Origin of the sequence: Hyphomonas pacifica, from assembly GCF_000682675.1 — a bacterium.
Classification (GTDB): Bacteria; Pseudomonadota; Alphaproteobacteria; order Caulobacterales; family Hyphomonadaceae; genus Hyphomonas; species Hyphomonas pacifica.
Window position 1 is genome coordinate 52,962 of the sequence record NZ_AWFA01000001.1, and the last position, 14,294, is coordinate 67,255.

Here is a 14,294-nt window from a genome sequence, read left to right on the forward strand (position 1 = left end):
GACTATTTAGAGGATGCCCCCTCCAGCTTGTCTTGCGTCTTTGTGTCAAAGTCGCTCGCATCATGCCGCTCGCGCAGCTGCGATGCCGGATCGCCAAATGTGCGGTTGACCATGCGGCCTCGTTTGACCGGCTCGCGCTTGGCAAGCTGGTCTGTCCAGCGGATAACGTTCATGTATTCCTGCACCTGAAGGAACTCACCCGCGTCATAGACAAGGCCCTTTACCAGTGCGCCATACCATGGCCAGATTGCCATATCCGCAATGCTGTATTCATCCCCAGCCATGAATTCGCGGTCGGCCAGATTACGATCCAGCACGTCCAGCTGGCGTTTCACTTCCATGGCGAACCGGTTGATCGGATATTCGAATTTCTCCGGCGCGTAAGCGTAAAAATGACCAAAGCCGCCGCCCAGATAAGGGGCGGAGCCCATTTGCCAGAACAGCCAGTTCAGGGCCTCTGTACGTTTGTTATGTTTGGTTGGAAGAAAGGCGCCAAACTTCTCAGCCAGGTAGAGCAGGATTGAGCCGCTTTCAAATACGCGGGTTTCCGTGGTCATGTCGAACATGACGGGGATCTTAGAGTTCGGATTCAGTTCAACATAGCCGGACCCGAACTGGTCCCCTTCCCCAATATTGATCAGCCAGGCATCGTATTCCGCGCCTTCATGCCCCTCTGCCAGCAACTCTTCCAGCATGATGGTAACCTTCACTCCATTGGGCGTGCCCAGCGAATAGAGCTGAAGCGGATGCTCGCCGACGGGAAGTTCCTTTTCGTGCGTCGCGCCGGCGATGGGCCGGTTGATATTCGCAAACCGACCGCCGCTGCCCTTGTCCCAGGTCCAGACCTTTGGGGGTGTGTAAGTATCATCGGCCATGTGTTGCGTCCTTCCTTTTGCGTTTCTTGCAAACATGTAGGAGTGGATAGCGGATTGTCAGCAAACTTCTTTGTGAGAATTCCTAAACAACGGGTGGAATAAAACCTCGCTTACCCGTCAGGCTGACATCCCCTCGGTCAGCAAAAGCTCCTGATTGTGAACATTGCGCGCCGCCTGAACGGGTAGCCAGCAGGTCACTTCAAGGCCGCCACCATCAACCGGGCGCATTCCCACCGTGCCACCGTGCAGGTCTACAAAGTGCTTCACAAGAGCCAACCCAAGTCCGGCGCCACGCTGGTCTCCGGAGACGAAGCTATCAAAGCTCGTTGCCCGCTTGTCAGCCTCAAGGCCGCGGCCATTATCGCGGACAGACAGGGTTACCATGTCACCGACACGCTGGGCAGAAATCGTGATCTCGCCGCCGGAATCCGTAAAGCGCAGGGAGTTGGAGATCAGGTTGAACAACACCTGACGGATACGGCGCTCGTCCGCATGGATAACTCCAAGAGAGCCTTTTACATCTGCCCGCACGGCAATCTCGGTATCTTCTGCCTTGGAAACGACCATGTCGATGCTCTCATCGATCACACGATGCAGATCGACATCCTTGAGGTCTAGATCCATACGGCCAGCCTCGATCATCGCCAGATCGAGGATGTTCTCGATCAGCTTCGAGAGGTGGTCGGAGGCAGAGAGGATTGCGCTGACATAATCCGCCTGGCGCTCGGTCAAGTCGCCATTGCGCTGGGTTTCCAGCAATTCCGCATAGCCGAAGATCACCGTCAGCGGAGAGCGCAGCTGGTAGGATACATTGCGAACAAACTCCGTCTTCAGACGGTCAGCTGCCTCAAAAGCCTCCGCGCGGTCGCGTAGGGCAGATTCCACCCGGCGGGTTGCGGTAACGTCCGCAAACGCAATCAACGTATTACCGTCCGGCAGCGGATGCGTCAGATAAGTCAGAATGGAGCCATCTGACCGTCGCATCTCACCCGTGGTGGACTGACGCGCGCGCGCGGAAGGATCCGTGATGTGTCCTTTGATGCTGTCCCAGATCTCCAGATCGTGGAAAAGCGGTACGCATTCCTCTATCACATCGGCATAATCCGGCTGGTCCTTCAACCGATCATGATCAAGATTCCAGAGGCGCTCGAACGCCCTGTTGAATAGTTTGAGACGTCCGTCGCCGCCAAACACGGCAACCGCCTCATGCAGATTGTCCAGCGTGGACGCCTGGGTTTTGACGATGGCGTTGAACTTGGTCTTGAGGTCCAACTCGCCGGTGATATCCTTGAACAGAAGAAGCAAGCCGCCCATTGGGTGACGCTGGCGCGTAACGGATAGGGTCCGGTCATCAGGCAAAGACCAGGTGTCTTCCTTTACGCCGTCAATATCCAGGTAGTAGGACAACTCCTCCGCACGCCATTCGGCATAGTTCGTCCGGGCTGGCAGTTTGCGACGCTCGCGCAGACGGTCCAGCAGCTGGCCGTGATTTGGACGATCCAGCAGGAAACTTTCATCCAGATCCCACATGTCGCGGAAGGCCTTATTGTAGAAGGTTAGCTTCCGGTCCGCACCGAAGATGGCAACGGCGTCCGCCACATGGTTCAGGGTCTCATCATGTGCGCGAACATGTCGGTTCAGTTCCTCGCGGGCATTCTCCTGCTCAGTGACATCAAAGGCCATGGCACCTGCGCCGCCAGACAGCGGGAATGTCAGCACACGCATCGCGCGGCGCTCGCCGTCAATGATCATGTGCCGGGTTTCATCAATATCGGCGCCTTCGGAAATCGTCTTGCGCGCCTGGTCCGAGGAGGCTTGGTCCAACATAAGTTGGCGGTCCAGTACGCGGTCAAGGTTTACGCCGTCCACCGCTTCAATATATGCTGGATTAACCCATTGCAGTTTGCCCATGCCGGACACGCGCCAGGCCGGGAATGGGGCCTTGCCCAGCATGTCGAGGAAGGCTGTGGGGTCTCGCGCGATAACCTGGCGGGCTTCTTCCAGCTTGCCGCGGGCAGAGCTTTCTTCCAGACCCTTGATGGTTGTATCGGTGACCCAGACCACAGCACGGGCGCCGGCAGTGCGTCCGTCAGCTTCAAGAAAGCGACCAGATGGACCGATGATCGTTAGAGAAAAGGCCTGTCCTGTTTCACGCAGTTCACGCAGGCGAATGCGGAGCGTCGTGTCCTGTCCGGAGCTGTCGCGAGCCTCAAGATCCGCCAAGCCTTCAATGATGCGTACCGCAGGGTCGGGCGAGATAGCGTCATCGGTAAAGCTGAGCAGACCCGCAAGAGCAACAGGCGAGCCGTAAAGCTCCGGCGGTGTAATTTCCACATCATCGGCTTCCAGCGCATCGCCCTGCCAGACCAGGATCACGCCCGGATGGGCGCCTAGGATGGAGCGATGCTCGGCCAAGGTCGTCTCAAGATCGGAAGACCGGTCCTTGTACTTTCGCGCTGCGCCTCGTGCGCCATCTGACACGCGCATGGCCCACAACAGCGCCGCCAAGCCCAGCGCCGTCGCGCCGGCCGACATGATGATAGGTACCTGGTCCGCCGTAATCGCCATAGCGTTTTCAATCCAACTCGTGCGAATCAGCCACCTGTTCAGCGGCCGCAACTGGTTAACGGATTGCTCCCTTTGCGTTAAGGCGGCGTTAACAAGAGGCTAATGCCACAGGGCTGTCCACACAAGATAACTGAAACGTCATGTTGCCAAAACGACACACAGGCCTACTCTGAGGTCTCGAATGGCGATGGAGTCAGTTATGCGAAATCGGGTTTTAGCCTTTGCCGTATCGGCCTTGCTCTGCATACCAGCCCCGATATATGCCCAAGCCAGCGAGGATCCGGATGAAATCGTGCGCCTTCCCGGCCAAGGCGTGATGCGCACCAGTGGCGAGCGACCAGGGAAGGACAAGCGGCAAAAGACCGAACGGCTTGTCCCCGGCGGCAGCCTGTTTGTCAGCTTTGACAAGAATGAAGATGGGATTATCACCCCTGAAGAATTGAAATCTGGCGCGGAAGCGGCATTCTTGGTGGCTGACACAAATGAAGACAGCTTCCTCAGCGCCCTTGAGCAGATATCCTGGGCTGAAACCCTGATCATTCGCGATGATACGCTAAGCAACCCAGCCTATTTTGACCCGAACCTCGACCGCATGGTCAGCCATGAAGAATTCATGCATGTTATCAATGTGCTCGCCGAGGATTATGCGGAAGAAACCGGCGAAATTCTCGTCAAATCCCTCCACGCGCCAAAGCAGGACCGGGAACGCAGGAAAATGTCTCGCCTGATGCCAGACGAACCTCTTGGGAACTGATCAGACAAGACCATCATAAAGGTCTGTGCGCCGGTCGCGGAAGAACCCCCAGGCAGCGCGTTCGCGATCAACGTCATCCAGATCAAACTCTGCAAGCAGTACCCCCTGCTCTGCGCGGTCGAAATCTGTCACGATTTCGCCGGTCTGGTCCGCAATGAAGCTGGTTCCATAGAAGATCTGGCCCTCTTCATTCCCGACACGATTGGCAGCCACCACCGGAATGGTGTTGGAGACAGCATGCCCTTGCATGGCGCGGCGCCAGCGCGCCGCCGTATCCAGGCTACTATCCTGCGGCTCTGAGCCGATTGCCGTGGGGTACAGAAGCGCATCCGCGCCCATAAGGGCCATGGAGCGTGCCGCCTCCGGGAACCATTGGTCCCAGCAAATCCCGACACCAATCCGACCCTTCATCGTCTCCCAGACGCGAAACCCGGTATCGCCTGGGCGGAAATAATACTTCTCCTGATAGCCTGGGCCATCAGGAATGTGGCTTTTCCGATAAACGCCAAGCGCCGCACCGTCAGCATCCAGCATGACCAGAGAATTGTAATAATGCGGCCCGTCTTTCTCATAAATCGAGACCGGAATAACGACGCCCAATTCAGCAGCCAGCTCTGCCAATTGCACCACAGCTGGATGCTCATTCCAGGGATAGGCCCGCGCAAAGTGCTCTTCTTCTTGAGTCTTGCAGAAATAATAGCCGCAGAACAATTCGGGCGGCAGAACAACATCCGCGCCCTTACTGGCCGCGTCCCGCACATAATCAGCAACGCGGTCGATATTTTCCTGCACATCATCAGATGGCGTGAATTGGATGGCCGCGAGGGTAAGTTTACGCATGTCAGGCTCCTGCTGCAAATCAGGCGGGAATTTCTCTTGTCATGCAATGGAAGCTTCCGCCCCCATTCAGAATGTGACGCGCGGGCAGCCCGATCACTTTCCGTCCCTCAAACAGAGCCTGAAGCTCAGCCAGGGCCACAAGACTGTAATGATCCTCATAGACCGGAACCAGTACGGCCCCGTTCGTGATCGTGAAGTTCATATGGCTTGCCGGAACGGGATTTCCATCCTCATCCCTGATCAAACCCGGTGAAGGTATCGTGGAGACTGCAAGTCCGGCCCGGCGCAGGCTTGTCTCGATCTCCGTCAGGACTTCTGCATTCGGATCGTCATCGCCAGAGGTGTGCTGGCAAAGCGCATGTCCCGGCGCAATGAAACGGGCGATATTGTCGACATGACCATCAGTATGGTCGTTCAGCAAGCCATCTCCTAGCCAGATGAAATCTGACACACCCAGCGCAGAGCGGATGGCCGCTTCGATCGCGTCCTGATCAAGATCAGGATTGCGGTTTGGGTTAAGCAGGCATTGGCGCGTGGTCAGCAACCGGCCGGCCCCATCGGCATCAATGCCGCCCCCTTCCAGGACCAGATCGTGCTTGATGGCAGGCAGGCCTTCATGCGCAGCAACAGCTCCCGCTGTCTCTGTATCGCCGGGCATCAGGTATTTCCCTCCCCAGCCATTGAAACGGAAGGCCTGTGCTGTCCGGCCTGCCCCGCTGCCCGTCACAATGGGGCCAGTATCCCTCAGCCAGATGTCACCTGTCGGGATGCGAACGATCTCGCCCGCCCCCTGAAGGGTATCAGCCGCTGAGGCCGCTGCCTCATCCGAGCCTGCCGCGACACGTACGGGCACATATTCTGACGCCGCCTTGATAAAGGACGCAATTTCGGCGCGCGGACCTGTCAAGTTTCCACCCCACTCCTGCGCAAGGCGAGGCCAGCCCACCCACAGGGCAGCATGCGGAGCCCATTCGGGCAAAAGATGTGTCGTCTCTTCAGTCATTTGCGCGCCATGCCACAGCTTTCATTAAAGGAAAAGGGCGGCCTCTCCCAAGACCGCCCTTCCCGAATTTCAATAAAGCCAGCGGGCTTTAGAATTCGTAACGCAGACCGATCCGGATCTCGTAGACCGACTGAGTCAGGCTGCGGAAGCTTGTCGGATCAGCATCGAAATCGTTGAAACGATAGACACAGTCACCAGAAGCAATACAGGTCGTGCGCGGAGCATCGCCCCTAAGAGCTGTCGCTCCGTCAATGCCGTTTAGAGCCACGTCTGCAGCTGAGACAATATCAGCCTGAACCGTGTGAACTTCATCATAGCTCGAGCCGCTATACTGCGTGCCCCACTCATCATTCAGCAGGTTCGCCACGTTCTTGATGTCGAGTACGAATTTCAGGCGGTTTTCACCGACATATTTCGCGGCGGCATCATTAAAGAACGGCAGCTCCTGTTGATACTGGAAGTCCCAGCGCTGAGTCCACGAGCTCTCGTCGTCGTTCCGCTTCTGAATGGATCCGAAATCCCAGCCATGTGACTGACCATACTCTATGAAGGCCTGCTCATCAAAACCGCTCGCCACCACGACGCCCGGATCGTTAATTGCGCCGCCGCTAATGGCCGGCACATAGAGCAGGTCATTATCGTACGGGCTTTCACCATCACCCGGACGACCGAACAGAGCATTAGAGCTACTGATATCGAAGGTGTAGGAGAACGGTTCGCCAGAGTAGATTTGACCGAACAGGTTGAAGCGAGAGTTTAGGTCTCCAAAGATTTCTTTCTCGTAGGAAAGGTTCACTTTGAAGGCGTGCTCTGTCTGGTAAGGCGCTGTATAGGCACCAGGGTTGTTACGGTCAAAGTCAATTATCGAACGGAAGTTCGATACACCGCGAGAAGAGCTACCCGGAGTTACGGATTCAATGTCCTGGTGTGCATAGGACGCATAGAAGCCGAGGCCGTTATCATACTGCTTGCTAAGCGCTGCAGTAAGCGTCAGGGAAGAACCATCGTCATAATTGGTCAGCTGGATAGCGTTGTTGATCCCCAAGTCTTCCAGATCCGCATATATTGGACGGCCATCTGGGGCAACACCTGCGGGTAGAGCCGCGGCCAGATCTGTTTGCGCAAGGTCTACCCAACGGAAGCCATTATTGGTGACAGCATAGAGAGCCTGCAGGCTGACCAAGTAGTCATCGCCGAGGTGCACGCCGAACTGATCGAAGTTCAGGTCGAAGCGTTGGTCAAGACGCAAGCTGGCTTTCCAGTCAGACGGCGTTTCGAAATCAGGATCGATAATATCGATCGGGCCTGGATCGTTAGCATCGTTCGCTTTGACAGCCTCAATCAGAGACGCTGGTGTACCGTTTGCCGGGTTAACACCTGTCAGGTCTCTTGCACTTGCAAAGAACACTGGCGGGGTAAATGCGTTAGAGGTCCAGACCTGCGGATCACCACCGGCGAAGAGCCCAAAGCCACCCGTCACTTTTGTACGGTCAAACGGCGTGTACTCAAAGCCGACACGCGGCATGACCAGAGTATCGCCGTCGAGATTTTCCGTGTTGGATTGTCCGTAAGCAGCTTCAAAGAAGGTACGTTCCTGCGGTTTATCGTCCTGGATGAAAGTTTCCATTCGCAGACCGTAGTCGAGACGGAAGTCGGAACGCATTTGCCAGCTGTCTTGAGCGAACAGGGCGAGCTTATCGTAGCCCCATGCGGCGCGGATATCTTCACGGTCACCAGTGTCAGGCAGGAGCACCGAAACATTTGCAGTCTGGTTTTGCAGGTCATCAATCGAATTGAAGACGAATTCACCAACGGAGCGCTGAGCAAACAAATTGTCCAGCTCGTAGTGCTGATACTCACCGCCTACGGTGAAGAAGTGATCCCCAAGAACGTAATTGGCAGCACCGTAAATCTGCAGCCGCTCATCATCGAACGTATTGCCCTGACGATAGATATCACAGCCACCCGTCGCGAAGAACACATCGTTCGTTTCTGCGGTGTCAGCATCACCATCATCAAGATAGCCTTCGAACGGCGTACCGACGAGGTCAGCTTCGCTGAGGCGGATGTCAAATTCACCGACGCCGTTTCCAGCATTACAGTCTTGGCTACGTGAGTAGTCTTTATAGTTGACCCGGAACTCAGTGGACAGCTTGTCCGTCCAGTCAGAATAGACCTGAACCGTGTAAGCGTCGAGTTCCGTTGGCGTCGCGTAATAGGCAGACTGGAAATTAGTCTGGCCAACGTTGGAAACGCCGCTTTCCTCAGTCTTCTGATAGGTGAAGGAAGCGCGGTGATCCTGATTAATCTGCCAGTCGATCTTGCCGAGGAAACGCTCAGACGTCACAGGGAGTGAAACAACGTCCGGACGTCCGCCCATATCAAAGCCGTAAACGCTTTGAACCAGGTCATTCAAACCCGCATAAAGTGCAGGGTTGATATCGTCATCGATATCAGCCTGCGTGAAGTTCGAGGAAGAGCCTGATTCAAACTTGTCATAAGTTCCGAAGAACCAAAGCTTGTCCTTGATGATCGGTCCACCAAGGGACACACCGTACTCTTCTTCCGTGAATGGGGCCTTCGCTACATACTGATCGAATGCTGAATTACCGTAATAGTCTTCATCCTGACGATAATAATACACAGAGCCATCAATCTCGTTCGTACCGGATTTGGTTACGACGTTTACGAGACCACCGGTGAAGCCAGAAGACTTGACAGAATAGTCAGAGGCAACCACGGACGCAGATTCGATCGCATCGAGAGAAATTGGCGCGCGAGCGGTGGCATATGTGGAAGAAGACAGACCAAAATCATCACCTTGTAGTGAACCATCAATGGCCAGAGCGTTGAAGCGCGGGTTCGCGCCAGCGATGGACATGATGCCCTCACCTGAAGAGAAGGCGAGTGGGTCACGAACCAAAGTCGCGATCAGGTCACGTTCTGTGGACGGCTGGTTGAGTATATCATCCTCTGTGAAGGAGGATCCCACACCACCATTAAGGTCAAGCCGCGAACCAGCACTACCGATGACAACAACGCGCTCAAGCTGCCGCTCGCCTTCAGGAGACACTGTAAGTGCAAGCGAGTTGGAAGAAGGCTGAAGGTACACGTTTTCACGTGTGGTTTTGCCTTCAGATGTCTCAATCGTGATCGTGTAAGGACCGCCTACGCGGAGGCCTGATCCGAAGAAGACACCACCTGCAGAGGTCGTTTGCGTTGTCGACGTCCCCGTTGGTGTGTGAGTGACTGTAACAGTAGCATTTGCTACTGGAGCGCCTGTCTCATCCGTCACCTGTCCGTTCAGGTTGGATGAGGTCACCTGCGCAAATGCAGCGCCAGAAACGGCTAGAAGCGCAATAGCAGATACAGCTGCTCCGCGCCCGAAAGTGGTCCAATTTGTCATGACTATTCCCCTAGTCGGCTAAAGCCAGCCACGCCCTTGCATGCGACTGGTTTCCGGGTCGCATAACGACTCCGGATGACAGAATAGTGACAAGAACTTGAAGGTTCAGCAGTTAATTCCGTGTTTGATGGTGATCATATTGTTGCGATGCAAAAAAGACACGGTTCTGGGAACGACACTTACCAGGAATTGTGCAGTCGGGGGTATATTCTACCCAGGCTGAACGGCATAAGTCTCAGGATAATAGGGAATCGCCTGCCGATGACAGATCACACTGCTGATTCGCCTGATAACTGGCGGTCTTTCACCTTCTTCGCCCTGATCGCGTTACTGGTTGTGCGGGTGGTTTTCAATGCTGCCTCCCCGCTGGATCTCTACGCAGATGAAGCCCAGTATTGGCGCTGGGGGCATACGCTGGACTGGGGGTATTATTCCAAACCACCAATGATCGCGTGGATTATCCATGCGTTCACAGCCGTGTTTGGAAACGCAGAATGGGCGATTCGTCTGCCTGCCGCATTCCTGCACACGATCGGTGCTTTCATCATATACTTCCTCGGCCGCGACATGTACGGCGCGCGCACCGGCATGTTTGCCAGCATTGGCTATGCCCTGATGCCCGCAGTTATTCTGTCATCTGCAATTATCTCTACAGATGGCGTATTGATGCCCTTCTGGTGCGCCGCCTTGTGGGCCCTGTGGCGTCTGCGCAGCGGCACCGGCAGCTGGGCGAGCGCCATTGGCCTGGGCGCTGCGGTGGGGCTCGGCTTCCTGTCCAAATATGCGATGGTCTATTTCCTGATCGGGACAGCTTTGATTCTGATCATCGATGCCGATAGCAGGCGCGCCCTGCTGACCTGGAAAGGCCTCGCCGCCCTGCTGACGGGGCTCACCATCTTCGCACCGCATCTTGCCTGGAATGCCGCCAATGACTTCAAGACCGTCAGCCACACGGTGGATAACGCCAATTTGGGCGGAGATCTACTGAACCCGGAACACGCTCTCACTTTCCTGGTAGACCAGTTGGGTGTCTTCGGACCGATCAGCTTCCTTGCATTGATCTTTGGGGTATTCGTCATGCGCACCCAGGATCAGGGCATCATGGGCCGCGATCGCTGGCTGCTGTGCTTTATCCTGCCCGTCCTTCTGATTATTCTGGCTCAGGCCGTCCTCTCACGCGCCAATGCCAACTGGGCCGCAACCGCCTATCCTGGTGCCTGCGTTCTGGTTGCCGCGTGGTTGACACGCGCACGGCCAAATCGCAGCCTCTGGTACTGGATCGCCGGGATATGCTTCACCGCCTTCCTGTTTGCACCCGACATGTCACTGATTGCCAAACTTGCCATCGGCACGGTGACAGCCCTCTCCATTCTGGGCTTTGACCATATCGTGAAGCACGCCCCTTCCGGCCTGCTCTGGACCAGTCTGACACTTCACACCGTGCTGGCCATATCTTTCATGACCATCGCCCTTTTACCTGCCTCAACGTCCACGGCTCTTGGCTTTGACAACGCCCTTAAACGCACGCGTGGATGGGAGCAAACCGCCGAACAAGTCTTCTCCCGCGCACAGGACATAGGAGCTACTGCGGTTCTGGTGGATGAGCGCGAAGTCTGGCACGGGCTGGACTATTATGCGCGCGAGCGTGCCACCCCGTTGATTTCCTGGCGGCGCTACGCTGGACCGAAAAGCTTTTCCGAAAGTGTCCCTTTGGAAGGACCGATGGCCCAGCGTGTTCTGGTCGTCTCCAAACATGCTTCCATGCGGCCCAGGCTACGCGGGGATTTCCAGACCTTCGAGTCATTGGGAGATATCACCATTCCGCTTGGCACGCGCAGCAATGGATGCCCGATTGTCAGACGTTTCCAGCTGTATCTGGGAACAGGCTATCAGCCTCAGGCGCGGACACAGGAATGGGAAGACCGCTATGACGGGCAGTCAGAGTTTGAAGCCCCGCCCTGCCCGGCAAAAGACGATTAGTGGTCGTCGGCTTTCGCCCAGATATCCCGAACCGTATCGTCCCGGCCGCATGTGGTGCGGTAGAAACGATATTTCAGCGGGTTCTTCTTGTAATAGTCCTGATGATATTCTTCGGCGGGCCAGAAGGTTTCCGCTTTCAGCACCTTGGTTACAACAGCGGCCTTCAGCACACCAGACTCGTCAATCTCGTGGATTTCCATTTCGGCGGTTTCGCGCTCTTCATCGGTGTTGACGAAGATGGCCGTGCGATAGCTGTCACCCTTGTCGCAGAACTGGCCGTCCGGGTCCGTTGGATCTACATGCTGAAAGAAATAGCTGACTAACGCGTCATAACTCACCACGTCCGGATCATAGGTCACGCGGACAGCCTCATAATGGCCGGTGCCCTTGTGAGAGACCTGCTCATAGGTAGGGTTGAACACATGGCCGCCAGTGTATCCGGAAACTGTATCAACGACCCCATCCAGCTTGTCGAAGTCTGCCTCGACACACCAGAAACACCCACCGGCAAAAACAGCCTGAGACAGGCGCTTGCTGGCAGCATCCTGATGCGGGGAATCCTGCTGAGCGCCTGCACTGGAGAGAAAGGCAAGCGCCATGGCCGACAGGCCAGCTATGACAGCGATTGTGGGGGTAGAAGGTGTACGCATAACAACTCGATACTCGGATTACACAGGCAGAAAACAACGCGCCTGTGTTTTCCATATGGCGTAGCGGCCCGTCAGGAGAAGCCACAAAGCGCAGGCCTAACACAAATGTGTACAGTGCGTGTTGCCGAAATACGTCAACAGGCGCGACTTACCAAAATGTCATGCAGGGCCTGTCAGCACACGAACCTTGACCGTACTGTATCGACCGGCATCATCTACGGCGGTCACCGAGTAGAAGCCCGGTCTTTGTGGTGTCCAGACCGGAGAGCCCGCATCATCCACATCGCAGACCTGGCCATCAACATACCAGCTGAGCTCTCCCTCTCCCCTACCCGCCAGAACAAAGCCGCGTGTCGGTTTACCATTCACCTCACCAGCCCAAAGTTCAGCATTGATAGGCGGAAAAAGGATTTCCGGGGGGGCTTCAGGCGTGAACGTCCGCAACGCACCCTTTGTATCCAGCCGACGGTTAGTGCTGAAGCGCGTGCGGGCTTCCCCCTCATCCTGCAGATGGTGGGCTGTACGGTCGGCAATTTCGAACAGGACGGGCAAAGCGACTTCACGTCCCGTCTTGCCAGGGCGCGGTGCGCCATCTGCACGTCCGACCCAAACGACAATTGCGTGCTCGCCAGACACGGCAGCCGCCCAGCTATCACGGAAGCCGTATGACGTTCCCGTCTTGAAGGCGACTTGCGGCGCATTCGCCGTCAGTCGACCGGGCATGCGCCCTTCCGGCATCGGCGCATTTTGCAGTATACGAATCACCTCATCCGAACTTTGCGAACTGATCAAACGGTGACCCATTCGCTCATAACTTGCGGCTTCCTCATCTGCGCGCCAGATAAGCGGCTTGGCAACACCGCCATCACCCAGCGCAGCATAAAGGATTGCCAGTTCCCGCGCGGTCAGGCCAGCGCCGCCAAGCGCAAGGGCCAGGCCCGCTTGATGACTGGCGCCGCCATTGATACGCGGACGCGCACCAGCCAGGGCCAGCTGAGCCGCGAACCGTTCCGGGCCTACGCGGTCCAGCATCAAAACCGCGGGCACGTTCAGAGAGTGCTGTAACGCGTCGGAGACCCGTACATCCCCGCGGAACATACGGTCAAAATTCTCCGGCTGATAAGATGCAAACCTTTTGGGCAAATCGGCAATGCGGGTGTCCGGAGCGGCCTGCCCATCATCAAAGGCCATGGCATAGATAAAGGGCTTCAGCGTAGAGCCCGGCGAACGCGCCTGCGCTGTCAGATCCAGCCAGCCGCCCGCCCGGTCACGTGATGCCGAACCGACAAGGCCACGCACGGCCCGCGTCGGGATGTGCACAACGATTGCAGAGACCTGTACATTAGGCCCTTCCTGTTCCGCGCGGCGCAAGGCGATCGCTTCAAGTTCGGCCTGAAGACCTGCATCCAGTGTGGAGCGCACATCCATATAGGGCCCGCTGGCCAATGCCTTTTCGGTGCCATGCCAGGCGCGCATCGGAAAATCACGCCGCCGTCCGGGAACGGATGATGCCGCCACATCCGCGACATCCTCTTCGCTAAAGACGCCATACCAGTTCAGTTTAGTCGCTACCCAGTTGCGGGCTCGCTCCGCCTGTTCGGGGTGGCGGTCGGGGCGGCGTACTTCCGGCGATTGCGGCAGTGCGATCAGAAGTGCGATTTCATCATCGGAGAGTCGATCCGCCTCATGGCCAAAATAGCTCCAGCTGGCAGCGCGGACGCCTTCCAGATTTCCGCCATAGGGCGTTAGCGTCAGATACAGCTCAAGAATCTCTTCCTTGGATAGCCGACGCTCGATTTGCCAGGCACGCGCGATCTCGATCAGTTTTGAGCCAATATTCCTGTCGCGCGGCTCCAGCATGCGGGCGGTCTGCATCGTGATGGTAGAGCCGCCTGATACAATGTGCCCGGCCTTCGCAGAGTCGAATGCCGCCCGCACCAGCCCGCCCCAGTCCGTTCCACGGTGGGAATAGAAGTTCTTGTCCTCCACCCGTACCAGCGCCTCAATGAATTCCGGATCAATCTTGTCCAGATCGCCATGGAAGCGCCAGCGGCCATCCCGGGTTGGGAAAGCCCTGAGTGGCTTTCCTTCCCGGTCTGTCACCAAGGCAGAAACTTCTTCCGCACGCTCAATGGGCGGCGGAAGCAGCCAGTCGACAAGGATCACCGTACAGAAAAGTACGGCCATCCCCGCCAAAAGGCGCCTGGGCGTAAGCATG

At 56.6% G+C, this 14,294-nt stretch carries 9 protein-coding genes; 2 read left to right on the top strand and 7 right to left on the bottom strand.

Translation table 11 applies throughout. From position 1 onward, the window contains the following. Positions 1–2: 2 nt before the first annotated feature. Positions 3–875, bottom strand: a complete 873-nt coding sequence (gene yghU / locus HY2_RS00290; RefSeq protein WP_034823540.1) for a glutathione-dependent disulfide-bond oxidoreductase — start codon at positions 873–875, stop codon at positions 3–5. Positions 876–992: 117 nt separating this feature from the next. Beyond that, complete coding sequence (locus HY2_RS00295) at positions 993–3,443, bottom strand: sensor histidine kinase (RefSeq protein WP_233346094.1); 2,451 nt, start codon at positions 3,441–3,443, stop codon at positions 993–995. 199 nt (positions 3,444–3,642) lie between these two features. Here HY2_RS00295 and HY2_RS00300 point away from each other — a divergent pair, with 199 nt between their 5' ends. Next, positions 3,643–4,197 carry an EF-hand domain-containing protein gene (locus HY2_RS00300; protein ID WP_158533969.1) on the top strand — a complete coding sequence of 185 codons (555 nt, stop codon included), beginning with the start codon at positions 3,643–3,645 and terminating at the stop codon, positions 4,195–4,197. Here the strand turns inward: HY2_RS00300 and aguB are convergent, their stop codons facing one another. The 3 genes from aguB to HY2_RS00315 form a co-directional block, all read right to left on the bottom strand. Further along, positions 4,198–5,037, bottom strand: a complete 840-nt coding sequence (aguB, locus tag HY2_RS00305) for an N-carbamoylputrescine amidase (protein WP_034823781.1) — start codon at positions 5,035–5,037, stop codon at positions 4,198–4,200. A 19-nt stretch (positions 5,038–5,056) separates the two neighbouring features. After that, the gene (locus tag HY2_RS00310) at positions 5,057–6,040 is read right to left on the bottom strand and encodes an agmatine deiminase family protein (protein ID WP_034823542.1); all 984 of its coding nucleotides are present in this window, start codon (positions 6,038–6,040) and stop codon (positions 5,057–5,059) included. 88 nt (positions 6,041–6,128) lie between these two features. Further along, positions 6,129–9,446, bottom strand: a complete 3,318-nt coding sequence (locus HY2_RS00315; protein WP_034823543.1) for a TonB-dependent receptor — start codon at positions 9,444–9,446, stop codon at positions 6,129–6,131. 261 nt (positions 9,447–9,707) lie between these two features. On the opposite strand from HY2_RS00315, the gene HY2_RS17670 reads away from it, so the two are divergent. Further along, positions 9,708–11,426, top strand: coding sequence for an ArnT family glycosyltransferase (locus tag HY2_RS17670; RefSeq protein WP_034823544.1), 1,719 nt, complete (start codon positions 9,708–9,710; stop codon positions 11,424–11,426). On the opposite strand, the gene msrA is transcribed toward HY2_RS17670, so the two are convergent. Both msrA and pbpC read right to left on the bottom strand, forming a co-directional pair. Next, the gene (gene msrA, locus HY2_RS00325) at positions 11,423–12,076 is read right to left on the bottom strand and encodes a peptide-methionine (S)-S-oxide reductase MsrA (protein ID WP_034823545.1); all 654 of its coding nucleotides are present in this window, start codon (positions 12,074–12,076) and stop codon (positions 11,423–11,425) included. The two genes, HY2_RS17670 and msrA, sit on opposite strands and share 4 nt — an antisense overlap. Positions 12,077–12,235: 159 nt before the next feature. Further along, entirely contained in the window at positions 12,236–14,293 is a 2,058-nt protein-coding gene (gene pbpC, locus HY2_RS00330) for a penicillin-binding protein 1C (protein WP_034823546.1), read from the bottom strand. Between the last annotated feature and the right edge of the window lies 1 nt (position 14,294).